The organism is Paraeggerthella sp. LCP19S3_G8 (assembly GCF_052119225.1).
Classification (GTDB): Bacteria; Actinomycetota; Coriobacteriia; order Coriobacteriales; family Eggerthellaceae; genus Paraeggerthella; species Paraeggerthella hominis.
In genome coordinates, this window is the sequence record NZ_JBQKFQ010000004.1 from 84,293 (window position 1) to 102,719 (window position 18,427).

At 61.8% G+C, this 18,427-nt stretch carries 14 protein-coding genes; 4 read left to right on the top strand and 10 right to left on the bottom strand.

Annotated elements, in window-relative coordinates; genetic code table 11:
• The first annotated feature begins 75 nt into the window (after positions 1–75).
• Positions 76–1,386 (top strand): CaiB/BaiF CoA transferase family protein, encoded by a 1,311-nt coding sequence (locus ACTQZK_RS05750; RefSeq protein ID WP_114566017.1) that lies wholly within the window; start codon positions 76–78, stop codon positions 1,384–1,386.
• Between the two features lie 287 nt (positions 1,387–1,673).
• Here the strand turns inward: ACTQZK_RS05750 and ACTQZK_RS05755 are convergent, their stop codons facing one another.
• Both ACTQZK_RS05755 and ACTQZK_RS05760 read right to left on the bottom strand, forming a co-directional pair.
• Positions 1,674–2,297, bottom strand: coding sequence for a flavodoxin family protein (locus tag ACTQZK_RS05755; protein ID WP_441898821.1), 624 nt, complete (start codon positions 2,295–2,297; stop codon positions 1,674–1,676).
• A gap of 95 nt (positions 2,298–2,392) precedes the next feature.
• The gene (locus tag ACTQZK_RS05760) at positions 2,393–3,271 is read right to left on the bottom strand and encodes an enoyl-CoA hydratase/isomerase family protein (protein ID WP_114566015.1); all 879 of its coding nucleotides are present in this window, start codon (positions 3,269–3,271) and stop codon (positions 2,393–2,395) included.
• A gap of 640 nt (positions 3,272–3,911) precedes the next feature.
• On the opposite strand from ACTQZK_RS05760, the gene fadK reads away from it, so the two are divergent.
• Positions 3,912–5,540, top strand: coding sequence for a medium-chain fatty-acid--CoA ligase (gene fadK, locus ACTQZK_RS05765; RefSeq protein ID WP_428421470.1), 1,629 nt, complete (start codon positions 3,912–3,914; stop codon positions 5,538–5,540).
• A 158-nt stretch (positions 5,541–5,698) separates the two neighbouring features.
• On the opposite strand, the gene ACTQZK_RS05770 is transcribed toward fadK, so the two are convergent.
• The 6 genes from ACTQZK_RS05770 to ACTQZK_RS05795 form a co-directional block, all read right to left on the bottom strand.
• Positions 5,699–6,565 (bottom strand): MBL fold metallo-hydrolase, encoded by an 867-nt coding sequence (locus tag ACTQZK_RS05770; protein ID WP_441898824.1) that lies wholly within the window; start codon positions 6,563–6,565, stop codon positions 5,699–5,701.
• Complete coding sequence (locus ACTQZK_RS05775) at positions 6,550–7,386, bottom strand: NUDIX hydrolase (RefSeq protein ID WP_441898826.1); 837 nt, start codon at positions 7,384–7,386, stop codon at positions 6,550–6,552. Before ACTQZK_RS05775 ends, ACTQZK_RS05770 begins: the two co-directional genes overlap by 16 nt.
• 66 nt (positions 7,387–7,452) lie before the next feature.
• Positions 7,453–9,561 carry a heterodisulfide reductase-related iron-sulfur binding cluster gene (locus ACTQZK_RS05780; RefSeq protein ID WP_225749102.1) on the bottom strand — a complete coding sequence of 703 codons (2,109 nt, stop codon included), beginning with the start codon at positions 9,559–9,561 and terminating at the stop codon, positions 7,453–7,455.
• 1 nt (position 9,562) lies between these two features.
• Positions 9,563–10,555, bottom strand: coding sequence for an electron transfer flavoprotein subunit alpha/FixB family protein (locus tag ACTQZK_RS05785; RefSeq protein WP_225749101.1), 993 nt, complete (start codon positions 10,553–10,555; stop codon positions 9,563–9,565).
• A gap of 18 nt (positions 10,556–10,573) precedes the next feature.
• Complete coding sequence (locus tag ACTQZK_RS05790) at positions 10,574–11,365, bottom strand: electron transfer flavoprotein subunit beta/FixA family protein (RefSeq protein ID WP_114566122.1); 792 nt, start codon at positions 11,363–11,365, stop codon at positions 10,574–10,576.
• A 51-nt stretch (positions 11,366–11,416) separates the two neighbouring features.
• Positions 11,417–12,556 (bottom strand): acyl-CoA dehydrogenase family protein, encoded by a 1,140-nt coding sequence (locus ACTQZK_RS05795; RefSeq protein WP_216528447.1) that lies wholly within the window; start codon positions 12,554–12,556, stop codon positions 11,417–11,419.
• A gap of 396 nt (positions 12,557–12,952) precedes the next feature.
• On the opposite strand from ACTQZK_RS05795, the gene ACTQZK_RS05800 reads away from it, so the two are divergent.
• Positions 12,953–13,807 carry a phage tail protein gene (locus tag ACTQZK_RS05800; RefSeq protein ID WP_216528446.1) on the top strand — a complete coding sequence of 285 codons (855 nt, stop codon included), beginning with the start codon at positions 12,953–12,955 and terminating at the stop codon, positions 13,805–13,807.
• A gap of 204 nt (positions 13,808–14,011) precedes the next feature.
• On the opposite strand, the gene ACTQZK_RS05805 is transcribed toward ACTQZK_RS05800, so the two are convergent.
• Together ACTQZK_RS05805 and ACTQZK_RS05810 are read right to left on the bottom strand one after the other, a co-directional pair.
• Positions 14,012–15,196, bottom strand: a complete 1,185-nt coding sequence (locus tag ACTQZK_RS05805) for an acyl-CoA dehydrogenase family protein (RefSeq protein WP_114566007.1) — start codon at positions 15,194–15,196, stop codon at positions 14,012–14,014.
• 138 nt (positions 15,197–15,334) lie between these two features.
• Positions 15,335–17,416 (bottom strand): oxidoreductase, encoded by a 2,082-nt coding sequence (locus ACTQZK_RS05810; protein WP_114566006.1) that lies wholly within the window; start codon positions 17,414–17,416, stop codon positions 15,335–15,337.
• 345 nt (positions 17,417–17,761) lie between these two features.
• Here ACTQZK_RS05810 and ACTQZK_RS05815 point away from each other — a divergent pair, with 345 nt between their 5' ends.
• Positions 17,762–18,415 (top strand): TetR/AcrR family transcriptional regulator C-terminal domain-containing protein, encoded by a 654-nt coding sequence (locus tag ACTQZK_RS05815; protein WP_114566005.1) that lies wholly within the window; start codon positions 17,762–17,764, stop codon positions 18,413–18,415.
• Positions 18,416–18,427 lie beyond the last annotated feature (12 nt).

Sequence of the window (18,427 nt, forward strand, 5' to 3'; positions counted from 1 at the left end):
TAGCAACAAAAACAAGAACATGTGAGTATAACGACAGGAGAAATCACCGACCGCAAAAGAAAGGAGAACCGTCGTATGACCGTCACTGAGAAACTCAATGGCTACGGCCCGCTCGCGGGCATCAAAGTGGTCGAGATGTGCACGTACGTCGCGGCTCCCGCAACTGTTCGAGTTCTGTCCGAAATGGGTGCCGAGATCATGAAGATCGAGTCGTTCGATGGCGACATCCAGCGCACTCAGGGCCCGGGCTTCGGCTGCGAGCTCACCGACACCGAGGATCCCACGATCGACCTCAACAACACGAACAAGAACTGGATCTCCCTCAACCTGAAGTCCGAGGAAGGCCTGGCCATCGCAAAGAAGATGATCGGCGAAGCTGACATCTTCATGAACAACATGCGCACGGCCGCCCTGGAGAAACTGGGCTTGGACTATCCCACGCTTTCCGAGCAGTTCCCGGGCCTGATCTGGGCTCAGATGCGCGGCTACGGCGAGCACGGCGAGTTCGCGCACGCTCCCGGATACGACGCGGTCTGCTGGGCTGCACGCGGCGGCGTTGCCGGTACCTTCTGCGAGAAGGGCACCTCTCCCGCCATCCCGCCTCAAGCGTTCGGCGATTACAACACGGCTATCATGATGGCCGCAGGCATCCTGGGCGCGCTTGTCAACAAGCTGCGCACCGGCAAGGGCGACAAGGTCGTCGTCAACCTGTACCACGCAGCCATCTGGGGCGGCAGCATCGGTATCTGCGCCCAGCAGTTCGGCGCCGACTATCCGAAGTCGCGCACGAACGTCCCCAACCCGTTCAACAACACGTACAAGACCGCTGACGACAAGTGGATCTACATCTGCCAGCCGCAGCACAACCGCTACTACAACGACATGATGAAGATCATTGGTCGCGACGACCTGGTCGACAGCCCGGACTTCGCCACCATCGAGAACATCAAGGCCAACAACCTGCAGCCCGATCTCATCAATATCCTCGAAGAGGGCTTTGCGAAGAAGGAACTGGACGAGTGGCTGCCCATCCTGTCCGAGTGGCAGGTGCCGAGCCAGAAGGTCTTCCGCTTCACCGACATCATCAAGGACGAGGAAGCCTACGTCAACGACGCTATCCGCAAGGTCGAGTACAAGGCGTTCGGCGAGCATGCGCTGCCCACCACCCCGATTCGCTATGCGAGCTTCGGCGATCCCCCGGTAGTGCTGTCCAAGCCCATCGGCTACCACACCGCCGAGTACCTGCAGAAGTACGGCTACACCGACGAGCAGATCGCGGAACTGGAAGCAAACGGCGCTGTCAAGTGCTACCACGGCGAAGAGGTTCCCGACGTGGTCTTCAAGTCCCAGCGTCAGGTCGAGGGCAAGGTCGAGTGCAAGTTCTAAATCCTTGAATAGGGCATTGATTCAGAAAAAGGAGCCTTCGGGCTCCTTTTTCGCATTCGGGTGCGCAGATGCCATGATGTCAACGCATGGCCAGCTCCGTCGCATCGCTTGATCTCAACGCCAGTGTATTGTCGATCCAAAAACACGTTCTTCGGGCTGAAAACGTGTTTTTGGATCGACAATGACCGCCGCAGGCACGCAAAAGGGAGCCAACCGGGCTCCCTTTCAACCACTTGCGCCAAACTGCGCAGATCGCAGCCTGACGCAGGTTCGAACACCTGGCAGCGCTACGCTCCCAAGCGCTCCAGCAGCTCTACCATATCGCGTCCCAGCTGACGAGCGACATCGAAGGCCACCTGGTCGTCCTCGACGCGACGCCACTGAACGCGCCCCTTCTCGGCGTTGAAGCCAGCGTACTGGGTGGCGGCAGCTCCGGACCCAAGCACCGGACCTTCCGGGCGAGGATGCACCACGAGCATCTCCTGCGTAGCGAACCAGCGGTCCATGGTGGCAAGCGTCTCCTCCACGCCGCAATCGCTCAACCCGGCCGTAGCCACCATGCAGCCCACCTTGCCCTTGAAGGCGTTGGCCACCATGTGCTGAGGGCGCGTGCGCTCCATGAACGTCTTCATGCGAGCCGAAACGCTCGAGAAGTAGTCGGGAGAGGCCAGCACGATACCGTCCGCAGCCAAGAGCTTTTCCACAAGCGCCGCCATGTCGTCCCCCGAGAGCGCGCAAGCAGGCTTCGCAAGGCACGCGTTGCATCCCACGCAGTACTGAATATCCAAATCGGCAAGCTCCACAAGCTCAACCTGCGCGCCTGCCGCCGACGCCTCGTCAAGAACCGCCGCCAAGAGATGCGACGTGCCCTTTCCGCTTCGATGGCTTCCGTTTACACCGATGATTTTCATGCGATTCCCTTCTCCGCCTCGGTATAGGACAGTGCCCCCGCGCCAAAGGGCACGAGGGCACTGCAAAGCATTCGAACGTTACGCTTGACGCGTTCTTACATGTTATGGAACGCGTACTTGTCCGGGTTGTCCTTGACGTCCTGCTTGTTCTTCGGGTTCATCTTGAGGGTGCCCATGATGCCGTCGTTGGTGTTGGAGGCCAGCACCTGGTTGCGGTTCTCCATCTTGATGACGTTCTCGAAGCTGGTGCCGTCCAAGGAAGCCTGCAGGCATTCCTTCGTCAGACGCAGGCCGAACGGAGCCGTGGCATCGCACATCTGCTGAGCGAAGGCAACAGCCTCCTCAACCACGTCGTCGTCGGCAACGACCTTGTTCGCGAAGCCCCACTCGAGCAGCTTCTCAGCGCCGAAGCGGTTGGGGTTCATGAGGATCTCGCAAGCGCGAGCATAGCCCACGATCTTGGGCAGGAAGAACGCGCCGCCCATGTCGGTGCCGGTGTAGCCGATGGACAGGTAGCCAGCGTTCATCTTGTAGGACTCGCCCAGGAAGCGCATGTCGCATGCGCAGGAGATGGACAGGCCGCCGCCCACAGCGTAGCCCTTGAGCGCGCCGATGATGGGCTGCTCGCAACGACGCATGTTGATGATCTGGTCGGAGCACATGCGCTGCATGATGTAGAAGTCGCGCTGGATGCGGCCCATGTCCTCGGGCGGATCAAGAGCCAGGTCGTTGAGGTTGAAGCCGGCGCAGAAGGACTTGCCTTCGCCCGTCAAAACGATAGCGCGGCAATCCTTGTCCAGGCGAACCTTGATAAGGAAGTCGTTGAACTCGCTCATCTGCTTGTACGACATGGCATTGAGGTTGCCCGCGTCATTGAACGAGCAGATGTAAACCGGACCGCGCTTCTCGATCAGCAGTTTTTCGTACTCGTAGTCGAACTCCGGCAGATGATAGCTTTCCTGATATACGCTCATTGGTTTCAAGCCCCTTTCCCTGTGTTCCTCATTTTTACGTTTTGATCCATACGATTTTTTTAACGCACACAGGCTGGTACTATAGTCACATGCTACCCCGGCATACACCACGGACAATTCAATAGTATTGTTGATTTTGGAAGCCCTATTGGTAACACATTTCAAATAATGACCGGAATCTAAAGGGGATCTACCGACGAAAGCGGTCGGGCGCCCGCGCTTCCCGCATTGTCTCAGCACGCATCACGTCGGCCGAATCGGGCTCGTTCTCAATCGCGGGCGCGTCCATGCCGCCCGCCGCCCTGCTGGCAGGCCCCGCGGCTAACCGGACGCTCGCACCGCTCGCCTGGGATTATAGGCGCTCCCTATCGTTTCATAGGAACTACCGATAGGTCCCGAAGCATTTCACCGACAAATCATACCTTCAGCATCATACAATGGCCGCAACGCACATGATCCATGCAAAAGGCCGCACAAGCGCGGCATCGCAGTCCGCATCTCGAACACGAGGAGGCCACCCCGCACAGGCAAGTCATACACCATCGGCACTGAACCAGCTTCAACCCGCTTTGCTGCAAAGCGCATCGACAGTTCAAGGGCATAGGCGGGCAAAAGTCGATCAGGAGAGGACATCAGGGGCATGATAACCGATCTAAAAATCAACGAGGATCGCAAGCGGCACTACTACGAGCAGGGGTATTGGACCGAGAAAACACTGGGGGATCTTTGGAGCGAGCGGGTGGCCAGCCATCCGGAACGCGAATACGTGTGCGACGACCAGGGCTCGCGCTACACGTACGGGGAGATTGACGACAAAGCATCGCGTCTGGCCGCATGGCTGGTCGAACAGGGTGTGCAGCCCGGAGACGTCGTGACGTTCCAAATGCCCACCTGGGCGGAATTCTGCATCGTCTACGTAGCGGCGCTCAAGGCAGGTGCGGTCATGCATCCGCTGCCCCGCAACTTCAACGACGCCGACCTGGTGTACGGCATGAACCTTGTCGAATCGAAGGCGTTCATCTGCCCAACGAGGGCTGGCAAGGTTGACTTCGAGCAGCAGATCCTGAGCATCGTCGACCAGATCCCCTCGCTCGGCCCGGTGGCGCTCGTCGACAAAGTGGAGCCCAAGCATTCCGATCTGCCCGCCTTGAGCGAGATCTGCTCGCAGTACGAGCCTTTGTCGAAGCGGCCGGCCATCACGTCCGACGACATCGCGTGCATCCTGTCCACCTCGGGGACCACGGGCAAGCCCAAAGCGGTTCTGTTCACGCACAACAACCTTATCTTCTCGGAAAGCTCTTTCGTGAAGGGCACCGAGCGCACTTCGGACGACGTCATGTTCATGGCCTCCCCGCTCAACCACGCCACCGGCTTCTACCACGGCCTTATCTCCCCCATGATCCTGGGCGGGCGCACAGTGTTGCAGCAGGATTTCCGCCCTGCTCAAGCCATCGAGCAGATGAACCGCGAGAAGTGCACGTGGTCGATGGGCGCAACGCCGTTCATCTACGACATGCTCAAGTGCATCGAGCACGAAGGCGGCCCGCAGATCGAAACGCTCGAGCTGTTCCTGTGCGGAGGCGCGCCGGTTCCCGGTTCGCTCGTGCAGTGCGCCGCCAACCACGGCGTCATGCTCTGCGAGGTCTACGGTTCCACGGAAAGCTGCCCGCACATCTTCGTTCCGCCTGCGGCTTGCCGCGAATGGAACGGGTCGTGGTCGGGAACGCCCTTCCCCGGCATCGAAGTGCGCATCGTGGACATGGACCGCAACGACGTGCCCCTGGGAGAACAAGGCGAGGAGATTTCGCGCGGGCCCCATCAGTTCGTCGGCTACCTCAACGCGCCCGAGCGCACCGCCCGCGCCTTGGACGACGACGGCTGGTTCTACAGCGGCGATTTGGGATACATGGACGAACGGGGACGCATTCGCATCAACGGTCGCAAGAAGGAGATCATCATCCGCGGCGGCGAGAACATTTGCGCTCGCGAAATCGACGACGACCTGATCGGCTGCCCCGGCATCGGCGAAACGGCCACCATCGGCATGCCCGACGAACGCCTTGGCGAACGCATCTGCACCTTTGCCGTGCCCACCGACGACCGCCGTCCCACCGTGGCAGACGTGACAGCCTACCTGGCCGAGCGCCATGTCGCAAAGCGCCTGTGGCCCGAGCGCATGGAGTACATCGATGCCATCCCGAAGACGGCGACCGGCAAGGTGAAGCGCTTCGAGCTGGCACAGGAACTTGCCAAGCGCATGCAAGCGTAAAGGTTGTTCGAGAACGGCTCTGAAGGCAGCTAAAAGGCCCTGTACCAAGGAGCGCACAGCGTGCGAGCTCCACGGTACGGGGCCTTTCGCGCCATCGAAGACCGAAGCACGCGTCAACCGTTACGAACCTGATCGCATGACGGCGATGCGGGGCGCCCTCAAATACGGGTCGAGGAAGCAGCCTCTTCCTGCAAGTACGCGATCTGCGCTTGAACGTTGACGCGCGCAGCGGGATTCAGACGCGCGTCAACGTCGTCGTACACCGTTTCCAGAATACGATCGACATCGAACCCCGCCCCCGCCGCGACGATCTTCCTCACGCGGTCGAGACGGCTCAGACGGTGCGCCGTCTGTCGGTCGATCAAGCCCAAGGGATCGTCGATCGGCAATCCATGAGCAGTCAACAGCACGCGTATGCGCCGCGTTCGAACGATGCGCCTCAAGCGCTCCAGGCTGGCTATATAGTCGGACAGCGTGCCGTCCGGCCAGCAGATGAGCGTGGAGCTCTGACGGAACACGTGATCGCCCGTCACAACGGACCCATCCTTGGGAAACACGAGTCCGATGGAGTCCTTCGAATGGCCCGGCAAAAACACCGCTTCGAGCGCAGGAGCATCTGCCCCCAGGTCAAGAGGACCCTCCGAAAGCGTCTGAGCACGACGCCCGAGCAGGGGCGCCTTCGCCCGTCGTGCGAACTGCTGCGCGCCTTCGGCATGGTCGTAATGGTCATGCGTGAGGACCACCGCCGCAACGCGCAGCCCGTCCTCTTCACACGCGGCATGAACGGCATCGAGGTGCGCGGGCAGCGCAGGACCGGGATCGGCCACGACGCACCCCGTGCAACCCGGTTCCGAAAGCACCCAGGTGTTGGTTCCCACGTACGTGAGCGGCGAAGGATTGTCGGCTAGAATGCAACGCGCCCGCGCAGAGAAGCGCCCGCCGCGCCACGTAGCCCGATCGGCAGGCACGGTGCCCGGAGCGGGCCGGGGAAGCTCGCGCTCGCACGCAGCTACGGAAGCACGCATCGCAGCACCACCCCTTCGGGTTCGCGCTTGCACGGCTCGAGCATGATGCGCCGAGCGCCATCGACGCCCGCCGCGAAAGACTCGGGGCTTTCGGCATACGCAAGATGGGATAAGTTGTACACCGTCGGAGGCACAAGGCGCATCTCGCCCCGAGCGCCTTTCTCCAGCGCGTCGACCGGATCAATCCAACCAGCGCCGTTCGCTTCGCTTGTACGGTCATCGGGAACCTGCCCCTGCGGAGCAAGCGCGGCGAAAAAGTACGTATCGTAGCGACGCGGCTCGAATTCGGGCGTCAGCCAATGGGAACGCAACCCTAGAAGATCGGCGCGCAGCACAAGTCCATGGCGAAGCAGAACCTCCGCGAACGACGACTCGTGCTCGGCAAGACGCTGCCGCTCTTCAGCCCATTCGGAGGTGCCCACCTGCTCAACCACGGCGCCGTGATCCCGTCCCGCCAGCAGCACGCCGCACTCCTCGAACACCTCGCGGGCCGCCGCCGTCACCACCCGCCGCGCCGTTTCCTCGTCTACGCCCATGCGCCGAGACCAGACGGCAGGCGAAGGACCCGCCCAAGGAAGGCGCTCGTCAGCGTCGCGAGGGTCCACTCCCCCGCCGGGAAACACCACCGCATCGGGAACGAACGCCATGGTTTTCGCGCGGCGCAGCATGAACACTTCGCGCGGGCCGCGCACCAGCATCACCGTGGCGGCAAGGCGCGGAGGCACAGGGTCAGCGCCCGACGCGACGTACGAGCGAAGCATCTCCGAAAGCGCTTCGCCCACCGGCACTTCCAGCAGTTCTCCTGAGCGCCACGCATTCACCGCGAACTCCTTCCCGCATACGCCCCGACGCCGCCGCAAGCAGAATGCGGCGGCGTCTACGACACGCTATATCAATCGAAGAGCCTCGGCAAGAAGCTCCGCCACGTCTCTTGCGGGAACGTCGGCGTCGCGTGCCGCCAACCCGTCCTCGAACATGGCAAGGCAGAACGGGCACGCCGTTGCCACCGCATCCGCGCCCGTAGCAAGCGCCTGGTCGGTTCGCATGGCGTTGATGCGCTGGCCCTCGCGTTCCTCGAGCCACATGCGCCCGCCGCCCGCGCCGCAGCAGAAGCTCTGTTCGCGTGTGCGCTCCATCTCCACCACGCGCGCGCCGCTGGCGGTCACCAAGGCACGCGGCTCTTCGTACACGTCCGCATAGCGACCCAGATAGCACGAGTCGTGATAGGTAACGTACTCGAACGGCAGTCGCGAGCTCATGCCGGCGGTGCAGCCCAGCTTGCCCTCTCTCACCAGGCGCTCCAGCAGCTCGACGTGCCGCACCACCTCGAACGTGCCGCCCAGCTGCGGATAGTCCCGCTCGATCACGTGCGCGCAGTGAGGGCACTGCACGATGATCTTCTTCGCTCCGTACGCCTTGAGCGTTTCGATGTTCTCGGTAGCCAGCTGATAGTACACGAACTCGTTGCCCAGGCGCCGCGCGGCATCGCCGCAGCACTTCTCTTCGTTTCCGATGACGGCGAAGCTCACGCCGGCATGCTGCAAGAGCGCCACCAGAGCGCGCGACACCTTGCGGTTGCGCGCATCGTACGCCCCAGCGCAACCGGGCCAGTACACGTACTCGGCATCCGGTACGTCGGCCAACGTCGGCACGTCCAGCCCCTCGGCCCAGGACAAGCGGCTCTGCCATCCCAAGCCCCACGGGTTTCCGTTGGTCTCCAAGCTGCGGAACGTCGAAGTCGCCTCGCTGGGAAACGCGCTTTCCATCGACACCTGGTACGTACGCATGCCGACCGTCTTCGGAACGTGCTCCAGAAGCGCCGGGCAAGCCTCCATGCACGCGCCGCACGTCGTGCACGACCAAAGCGCTTCGGGAGAAATCACATCGCCCACCAGTGCCTTGTCCAGCACCGCCTGCTGCTGCTCGGTCGGCTCGAACGCGACCGCCGGAGCGCCACCCTCCTTCGACCCCGATTCGGAACCCGCCGCCTGCGCCACCTCGGCTTTGCGCTGGGCGAGCACGATCGGCCCGCGTTCGCTCAGATGAGCATCGAGCGATTGCATGAGATCTTTCGGGGACAGCGGCTTTCCGCTTGCATGGGCGGGACACATAAGCTCGCAGCGCCCGCACCTGACGCACGCCTGTGCATCGAGCAGATCCTTCCAGGTAAAGTCCTCCAGCTTTCCAACGCCGAATTCCTCCAGGTCCTCGTCCTCCAGGTCGACGTAAGGCAGCGTGCCCTTCGGCTCCAAGGAACGGCAGTACACCGTGGCGGGCACCAGCAGCACGTGCGCCAGTTTGGAATACACCCAGTACGCCAGGATGCCGAAAGCCACGGCCATGTGGCCCCACCAGAGAACCCTGTGGACAAACGAGATCTGCTCTGCGCTCCAGGTGGCGAACAGCTGCGCGAACAGGTTTCCTATCGGCGAGAACGCCGCCCAAGGATCGCTCGTCCCCACGATGCGCAGACCTTCGACGAAGAAGCCCGACACGCCGATGACCAAAAGCCACACCAGCACGACGATATCGGCCGGCTTCGTATCCAGCGAAGGGTTCGACCCTGAAACGCGGCGAACGATGCAGGCGACCATCGCGATGCAGAACGCAAGCCCTGCGACGTCGGTGGCGAAGGCCAGAAAGTACAGGTAGTAATCCCCTTTTGCTATATCAAGCCCCAGGTCAACCTGAGCTGCATAGGTAACGGTGGACACCGCCATAACGGCCATGCCCACGTACATCCCCAGGTGAGCCAGCTTGATGCCCGCCCCGCGCCCCTTGAGCACCGAAGCCTGCAGAACCGCATCGACGAACGCGCCTTTCAAGCGCTCGCGCGGATTGTCCGTCCGATCAGCCGGAAGCCCCACCTTCCATAAGCGGTAGCGCCGCCAGAAACAGTAAGCGGCTACGGCCAGCACCAGCAAAAAGCACGGGTACATGATCCATGAACCCTCGATGTTCCACAAAGCCTCGCGAGAGGGAACCGCCGCGTCCACGCTACGATGCCTTGCCGGCGCGGAACGCCTCGGTCAAAAGCGGAACTGCCTCGAACAGGTCGGCTACGATACCGTAATCGGCCACCTTGAAGATGTCCGCTTCGGGATCGCGGTTCACCGCCACGATGCACTTCGAACCCGCAGCTCCTGCCATGTGCTGGATGGAACCCGAAATGCCGCACGCGATGTAGAGCGAAGGCGCAACGGTCTTGCCCGTCTGCCCAACCTGGAACTGGATGTCGGTCCACCCCTCGTCGACCGCAGGCCGCGATGCGCCGACCGCGGCGCCCAGCACGTCGGCAAGCTCTTCGATCAGCGCGAATCCCTCTGCGCCCTTCGTGCCGCGCCCGCCCGACACCACCGTATCGGCCTCGGTCAGCTCCACGCGGCCCGACGCCCGGCGCACCACATCGGCCACCGTCTGGCGCACGTCGCCGAAGCCGTCCACCTGCTGCATGACAACGGAAGCCGTCCGCTGCTCGTCTGCCTCAAGGGGCTCGAACGCCTTCGGACGCACAGTGGCCAGCATGGGGCGCGCATCGGCTGCGAAAACGACGTCGGCCTGGACCTTTCCCGAGTACGGCTCGCGCGTGAACGCGAAGCCCGCTTCCTCGTCGCGCGCGATCGCCACCACATCGGCCACGAAGCCGGTATTGAGCCGCTGAGCAAGCACGGGAGCCAGATCAAGTCCCGTCGCCCCCTCCGCGAACAGCACGGCATCGGGGCGTTGCTGCTCCGTCAACGCTTGAAGCGCCGACGCGTACGCGTCGGTGGTGTACGTCGCCAACGCCGCATCGTCCAGCACGGCAATCGCATCGGCGCCCGCATGGGCAAGGCAATCGAGCGAAGCATCGGCAAGCCCGCTGCCCAGAACTACAGCGGTCACGCTGCCGTCGCCCTCGGCGGCCATCGAGCGCGCAGCCGCCAGCATTTCAAACGTCACACGCGGAAACGAACCGTCTTTCGGCTCCGCATAAACCCAGATTCCTGCCATCGGTGATCCCCTTTCGTCCTACAAGACCTTGGCTTCGCTAGCCAGCAAATCCATCGTGGCGCGAACCACCTCGGCAGTCGTTTCGCCTTCGACGATGCGCCCTCCCTGACGAGCGGGCTTCTCGCGATAGCGCAGCACGCGGGTCCGAGGCTCCACCTCAACCACTTCCGCCTGATCAACGCCTATATCGGCAAGCGTCCACACCGTGACGGGCTTCTTCTTCGATTGCATGATCGACCGAACGTTAGGATAGCGCGGCTCGGCCAGGCCCTGCTGCGCCGTCACCACGGCGGGCAAGGCAACGTCGACCAGGGCAACGCCGTCGTCGATCTCGCGCGTGGCGTGCACCGTTGCTCCCGCTACGTCAACCGTCAGCTCCGTGACCACCTGCACGCACGGCAAGCCGCGAAGCTCGGCAACGCGCGGCATGGTTTGTGCGCTCGACGTATCGGCCGACTTGCACCCGCCCAAGATCAGATCCACGGACAGGCGTTCAAGGGCGGCGGACAGCACGCGCGCCTTCGCCGCACCGTCCACGCCGGAAAGAGCCGGGTCGTCGATGAGGTACCCCGCATCCGCGCCCATGGACAGCGCATGGCGAACGGCGGGCATCGACTCGTCCCCGCCTACGCACACGACGAAGACCTCCCCGCCGTGCTCCTCTTTCAACTGCACCGCCCGCTCGACCGCGAACTCGCTATACGGATCGATAACGAGCGTCTGGCCCTCAGTCGACACGCGTCCCTCGGAATCGACACGCACCTCTGCCTCGGTGTCGACGGTTTGCTTGATGCAGACTGCAACGTTCATGGGCAGCCCCCCTTCGTAGTCATCGCGCTGCATGCGGCGGCGCAACGCTTCCTAATACTCCTTCAGAACCGATTTCGCAATAAGGGAACGCTGAACCTGGCTGGTTCCCTCGACGATGGTGAACGATTTTGCATCGCGGTAATAGCGCTCGACCGGGTAGTCCTTGCACAGGCCGTAGCCGCCGAAGATCTGCACCGCCGTTTCCGACGCCTTCACCGCCGCCTCGGAGCAGTACACCTTGGCCACCGAAGCGGTTTTCATCATGGTCTGGATGTCGCCGCCGAACGCGGACGACGCCTGGTCGAGCAGCAGACGCGAAGCCTCCAAGGATATTTCCATATCGGCCAGCATGAAGCGGATGGCCTGTAGATCGGCGATATGCTTGCCGAATTGGATGCGGTCCTTCGCGTACGCTGCCGCCGCCGCAAGCGATGCGGCCGTCACGCCCGTGGCAAGCGCGGCAACGGCCAAGCGACCGCGGTTGAGCGTGTGGTGAGCGATCTCGAAGCCGTCGCCCACGTTGCCCACCACGGTTTCGGGGCCCACGTGCATGTTCTCGAAGAACAGCTGCGACGTCACGGAACCGCGCAGCCCCATCTTGTCTTCTTTGCGGCCGATGATCAGGCCCGGCGTGTCCTTATGCACGATGAAGCACGAAGGCTTCGATTCGCCGTCCTCGTTGACGCGCGCGAACACGGTGAAGTAATCCCCCACGGCGCCGTTGGTGATGAATATCTTGCTGCCGTTGATCACGTAGCCGTCCCCGTCGGGCAGAGCCGTTGTCGCGATGGAGGAAATATCGGAGCCGGCATTGGGCTCGGTCAGCGCAAAGCAGATCTTGGCTTCGCCTGCGGCCAGCGCGGGAAGGATGGACTCCTTCTGCTCGTCGGTGCCGGAAAACACCAACGCGTCGGACCCGATAGCCGAGATAAGGATCATCAGCGCCACGGCCGGAGACTCCCGTGCAATGCGCTCGATCACCCGCACCCAGCAGTGCATGCTCACCTCGACGCCGCCGTGCTCCTCGCCGTACGCAAGCGCGAACAGCCCCTGCTCCACGAACAGCTCGTAGATGTCCTCGGGGAACTCGTCCTCCTCGTCAATATCGGCAGCACGCTGCGACACGACGTCGACGCACAGATCGTCTACCATCGCGAGGATCATGCGCTCCTCTTGCGTTAGTTCGTACATGGGACCCCTTCCCTTATCGTGCTTTGATCGAGGATTGATAGCAGGAGGCCGCCGCATACAGGTCGAATCGCCCACAAGCGATTGCAACGGCGTATTCCTTTCCCACTGATTACTTTCATGATAGAGCGTCACCAAGGTATGCCTACGGTCAAAACAAACGGAATGAGCATCATTGCTGGCCAAAGATTTGGTTCTGTTCCTTCCTTGCGCATGCGCAGTCAAGTCCGATTGGGTAAGCTGCGAATTCTGCCCCGCTACGCATGCGCGAAAACTGCACACAGGAAAGTAAATGACCGGGTCGCATCAACCTCCGACGCGCTATCATCACACTGAGAGATCATTTGAATTGCGCCCGGAGAACGCAAGGCGCAAGCAAGCCCGCAAAGGAGAACCACTATGGCCGTCCAGCTTCGGCAGATCATCGAAGTGCCGTGCGAGATAGACGCGCTTTCTCGTCTTGACGTACTGCGCCAGCTGGACGACGACGCGTTGGCTGCGCTCAACGTCGATCCGTCCGAACTCGACGAACCCTCAACCGAGGAAGAGCCCGCATCGGGCGATCCGGACGAGGTGGCCGACGAGCCGTACGAGCCCGCGCTTTCCGAAGATGCCGCGCATCGCATCGACCGCGCCATCGCCGCCTGCCTAGCCGCATACGAACCGCGCGGAGCCTACAAGGTGTTCAACCCCGCTATCTGCACGCTGCCTCCCAAATACGTCGAGCCTGCCATCAAGCTGGTCGGCACCATGATGGTGTTCCACGGGCAAAGCTCCTACGAGAAGCTGCGTCGCGCCACGCACTGCGCGCTCATGGCCGCAACCATCGGGCCCGAACAGCCCGAAGCGCTGCCCGCAAACGCGGACGACCTCGATCGCGCCATCGCACGCGCATGCGCGCTGGCCTTGGTGGAGAGCACGGCCGACCACGTGAACGCCGACATCGTGAAAACCGCCCTGGACGAAGAGCTCTACACCGACGACCGGCTCTGCCCCGGCGTCGGCGACTTCCCGCTGGAATCCCGTTCGCAGTTCGTGTTCTACACGCAGTCCGAGCAGCGCCTGGGCTTGAAGCTGAACGCCGACGGAGCGTTCGACCCTCCCTTCAGCACGGTTGGCGTCGTGGGCATGTACGACCCCACGCAAAAGGGCCGCAGGCGCGCGTGCGGACGCTGCAAGTACCGCTCCTTTTGCTCCATTCGCGCCATCGGCATGAACTGCCACGGAAGCAAGGGATCTTTCAAGAACCTCTAAGCTCCTCTTCTTGCAACAACGAACGCCTCCCGCAAAGCCCTGCGCATGCAACGCGCAGGGCTTTGACGTCGCACCCCCCCCCATTCGCGCCCGCAATCGATCCGGAGCGCCCCTGTAAACGGCGAGAAGCCCCAGCTTGCACCGGGGCTTCCGCATCGCTTTCGGAAACGTCCCAGAAAAGACGATCCGACGGGTAGGTGGGACTTAGATCGTGTACAGGTGATCCGGATCCTCCACGGCCTTCGCGTACTCCTTGAGGATACCGCGACCGGAGATGTGCACCATGATCTCGACGGTGCCGCCACCGATCTGGAAGCCGCGGCAGTCGAGCATGAGGCGGGACACGCGGGTCTCGTCGGTGTAGCCCAGGCCGCCCATCAGCTGCAGAGCGCGCGAGCAGCAGTCGGTCATCGCGGGAGCACCGTAGCGCTTGAGCATGGCGGCGTCGTTGTTGACGGGGATGCCGTTGTCAAGCTTCCAGCAGGTGCGATACAGGAAGTTACGGGTGTTGGAGAGCTCGATCTGCATCTCGACGATGTGCTCCTGAACCAGCTGGAACGTCTTGATGCCCTTGCCGAACTGCAGACGCTCGTTGGTCCATGCGCAGGCGTCGTCCATGGCAGCCTGAGCCTCGCCCAGAAGCTCGGCCAGAAGCACGCAGCGCTCCCACTCGAAGTTCTTCATGAGCTGGTAGAAGCCCTTGCCCTTGATGCCCAGCAGCGCGCTTTCCTCGACCACGACGTCATCGAAGTGGATCATCGAGAACGGCATGATCTGCATGCCGATCTTGTTGAGCGGCTCGATGGTCACGCCGGGAGCGTCGGAAGCCACCAGGTACATGGACATTTCCTTGTTGTCGCGGGACGGATCCTCGTCCTTGCAGACAACGATGAAGCCGCCGGAGTTCTCGCCCGAGGTCACCCAGGTCTTCGTGCCGTTGATGTGGATCTTGCCGTCGGCATCCTTGGTGGCGCAGGTTTCCATGCCCTGGTTGTCGGAACCGGCACCGGGCTCGGAGATGGCCAGGCAGTACGGAGGATAGCCGTTCTCCTTGTAGTAGTCGATAGCGTACTTGACCTGCTCGGGGTTACCGAACTCGCACATGTCGAACATGATGAGCAGGTTGGGAGCCATGGGGATATTGCCGCCAGCATGGTTGAGCTCTTCGATGATCATGGCCATGGTCACATGGTCGACCGGCTTTCCGCCGTACTCCGCGGGCAGGCCGTACATGCCCCAGCCGTCGTCAACCCAAGCCTTGGCAACCTCGGGAGCGATGCCGCGGTTCTTGTAACCGGCAGCGATGACTTCCTCGGTCAGGTGCTCCTTGCACCACTCGCGAATACCCTTCTTGATCTCGAGCTGTTCCGGGGTGTAGCTGAAATCCATGTTTCCTCCTTCAAAGGACGGTCTCTATTCAAAACACTTGCGTGCTTGAACCTTGGTAATCGGATGCCGCCGTTGCAGCAGACGGCATCCGCTTCCGGAGGCGCAGCGTCACCGCGCCTCCGGGTCGCGCCATAAGAACTACAGGGTCATCGACGCTGCGTAGCCGCCCTTGACAGCCTCGAGCGTACGGTAGACCTTGCCGGCCGGCGTGGTAGCGTCGCCGATGAGCTTGGCGTTCGGGAACACCTTGGCGATCTCGTCGTAGAGCTTGGTGTTCTGCTCGACGCCGAGCGACGTCAGAACGGTATCGCACTCGATAAGCTGCTCTTCGCCGGTCTCGACGTTCTGAACCTTCGCGCCCTTCTTCGTAACCTCGACCAGGCGGGTCAGCGGCATGAGCTTCACGCCCTTGGACTTCACCAAGTTGATGGTGGGGTTCTTGTCGATGATGCCGATGCCGTTGCCCATCTTCTTGGCTTCTTCGATGACCGTGATCTCACGGTTCTCGCACATCGCCTCGGCAACTTCCAAGCCGGCGAATCCGCCGCCCACGACCACGACGCGCTTGCCCACGATAGCGGTGGGACCGGACGCCATGTTCAGGCCCATGCGCATGAAGCCCACGGTACCGCCCTGCGCCTTGATGGCCGCGACGGCAGCCTTCCACAGCATGCCCTTGCCCTCGGGAACCTTGCCGGAGCACATCTCTTTGATGTCCTCGGACTTCACGACGTTCTTGCCGTCGATGCCGGGAACGTCAAGGCTGATGATGCCGCCGCCGGGAGATACGATGACCTCGTCGGGGTTGAGAGCCTTCACTGTGTCGGCATCCACGTAGGTGTTGAGCTTGACCTCGATGTTCGGATGCAGCTTCATCTCTTCGTTCCAGTAGGACACCAGCGGCTCGATCTTGGCGTTGAGCACCTGCGCCATGCCCAGCAGGCCGGCAACGCGATCGGACTTGTCGAGCACGGTCACCTTGTGGCCGCGGACGGCCGCAACGCGAGCAGCTTCCAGGCCACCGGGGCCAGCGCCCACGACGACAACGTGCTTCTGAGCCTCGGCCGGCTTCTCCTCGGGCAGGCCCACCTTGACGCCTTCCCACACGTTGGCGTTGACGGAGCACTGGCACGGCTTGCCGATGAAGATGTTGTCAAGGCAGCGGCTGCACACGATGCAGGGGCGAACCTGCTCGGGATGACCGGCGGCAACCTTGGCAGCCGTATCGGGATCGGCAATGAACTGGCGCGCCATGCCCACGGCGTCGCCGTAGCCCTGCGTGACAACCTTGTCGCACATGTCGAGCGTGTTGATGCGGGTGCCGGGGAAGACGGGCTTGTTCGTAACGGTCTTCACCTGCTTGGCAAGGTCGATGAACTCGCCTTCGGGAACGATCTGGTTCGCGACCGGGCGCGGAGCCTCGTGGAAGCCGGCCTGCACGCTCCAGGCGTCCACGCCGTGCTTCTCGACGATCGGGATGATCTCGAGGGTGTCCTCGATGCGGTTGCCGTTCGGCATCAAGTCGTCGGCGGAGATGCGCACCAGGATGGGCATGTCGTCGCCGCAGGTCTTGTGGATCTCGTCGACGATCTCGCAGAGGAAGCGAGCGCGGTTCTCGGCGCTTCCGCCGTACTCGTCGGTACGATGGTTGGAGTACTTGGACAAAAAGCGCATGACCATGTAGCCGATGCCGGCATGGATCTCGATGATGTCGATGCCGCTGTCCTTGGCGCGCTTGGCAGCTTCGCCGTACTGCTTTACCACGATGGCGATCTCTTCTTTGGTGTACTCGCGCTCGGGCATGCCCACGAACGGACCGCTGGGAACGTCCTTGGAGGGAGCGTAGGACAGCAGCGGATCGTCGCCGGAGGCGCGCCACTCGTAGCACAGCTGCAGCTGAGCGGCCACCTTGGAACCGTGCTTGTGGCAAACCTCGGCGATGCGCTGCCAACCGGGATTGAACTCGTCGGCCCAGATGCCGCATGCGCCCGTCGTGGTGTGGTACTTCGGCTCCGTGTTGAAGCAATCGCAGATGTACGCGCTGCCCACTTCGATCAGGCCCACGCCGCCCTTAGCGCGCTGCTCGTAGAAGTCCACCAAATCGTCCGAAATGTGATAGTTGTCGACCTTCTCGATCGTCATCGGCAGCATGACGAACCGGTTCCTCAGCTCGACGTTGCCGATCGAGAACGGCTCGAGCAGCTTCTGATACTTTGCCACGTTACAACCCCTTTCCGCTTTGCGTTTGCCAAGCGTTCATTCACGTGATACGCCAAGAGGGCGACTCGTCTTGCCCGACCTCTTGATCGTCATTGTACGCGCTGACTTTTAGGCTGACGATGGACAGATAGATTAGATTGTTGGTTATTCGGGGTATTTAACCCAACATTGCTGGTACAAATTGCCCATTTAGTGGGCTTTTTAGGGCATAGTTATCCCAATTCTGGGGGTTTGCAAACTGCAAACATGCACATTTTTTTTATTTTGTCCTAGAAATAGCCGGCAGCACACGCTATACTGCAAGCGTTCACCGCAGGCCGTACAATCCGAGAGCGAGGCAGCCCTATGAACGCGCTAAGCACGATGCTCCTCATCGCCGACACCTTCGTGGCGCTTTGCGACGAAATGCCCTTGAAGAAAGTGTCGATCAGCGACATCATCGAGCGCACTGGGAAGAACCGCAAAACGTTCTACTACCATTTCGAAAACAAAGAATGCCTCATCACGTGGATATTCCGCTACGATTTAGGCCAGGAGCTCAAGAAGCGCTTCCCCGAAAGCGCGCTGGTGTACGAAGAGAACTCGAACGACTCCATCTCCCGCTTCCCCTACTACATCCTGCAGAAATCCGGCGTTCGCTCGCTCGACCATTCCGAGTTCTTCGAATGCTTCGGCAACGTGCTGGAGGCCAAGCGACGCTTCTACACGCAAGCGCTCGTGGACAACAGCCCTTATTCGCTGCGCAACTACCTGTACAACCTGTACTTGCCCGCATTGCGCACGGACATCGACACCATTTTGTCGAACCGCTACCTTCCCAACGAGAACATCCAGTTCCTTGCCGAGTTCTACACCTGCGCGTTTCTGTACTACTACATCCGCAAGTGCGACCAGCCCACTGTCGAGCATTTAACCGGTCAGGCAGGCCCCTTCGCCAACATCATCCACAGCTCGCTTGAAATGCAGATCAAGGAAGCGCAGCTGCGACGCAACCTGTAGGCTTTCAGCGCC

Bases quoted from the DNA above. Each gene is read 5' to 3' on its own strand.
- ACTQZK_RS05750 (WP_114566017.1), top strand. From the start codon at position 76: ATGACCGTCACTGAGAAACTCAATGGCTACGGCCCGCTCGCGGGCATC.
- ACTQZK_RS05755 (WP_441898821.1), bottom strand. From the start codon at position 2,297: ATGAAAATCATCGGTGTAAACGGAAGCCATCGAAGCGGAAAGGGCACG.
- ACTQZK_RS05760 (WP_114566015.1), bottom strand. From the start codon at position 3,271: ATGAGCGTATATCAGGAAAGCTATCATCTGCCGGAGTTCGACTACGAG.
- fadK (WP_428421470.1), top strand. From the start codon at position 3,912: ATGATAACCGATCTAAAAATCAACGAGGATCGCAAGCGGCACTACTAC.
- ACTQZK_RS05770 (WP_441898824.1), bottom strand. From the start codon at position 6,565: ATGCGTGCTTCCGTAGCTGCGTGCGAGCGCGAGCTTCCCCGGCCCGCT.
- ACTQZK_RS05785 (WP_225749101.1), bottom strand. From the start codon at position 10,555: ATGGCAGGAATCTGGGTTTATGCGGAGCCGAAAGACGGTTCGTTTCCG.
- ACTQZK_RS05790 (WP_114566122.1), bottom strand. From the start codon at position 11,365: ATGAACGTTGCAGTCTGCATCAAGCAAACCGTCGACACCGAGGCAGAG.
- ACTQZK_RS05795 (WP_216528447.1), bottom strand. From the start codon at position 12,556: ATGTACGAACTAACGCAAGAGGAGCGCATGATCCTCGCGATGGTAGAC.
- ACTQZK_RS05800 (WP_216528446.1), top strand. From the start codon at position 12,953: ATGGCCGTCCAGCTTCGGCAGATCATCGAAGTGCCGTGCGAGATAGAC.
- ACTQZK_RS05805 (WP_114566007.1), bottom strand. From the start codon at position 15,196: ATGGATTTCAGCTACACCCCGGAACAGCTCGAGATCAAGAAGGGTATT.
- ACTQZK_RS05815 (WP_114566005.1), top strand. From the start codon at position 17,762: ATGAACGCGCTAAGCACGATGCTCCTCATCGCCGACACCTTCGTGGCG.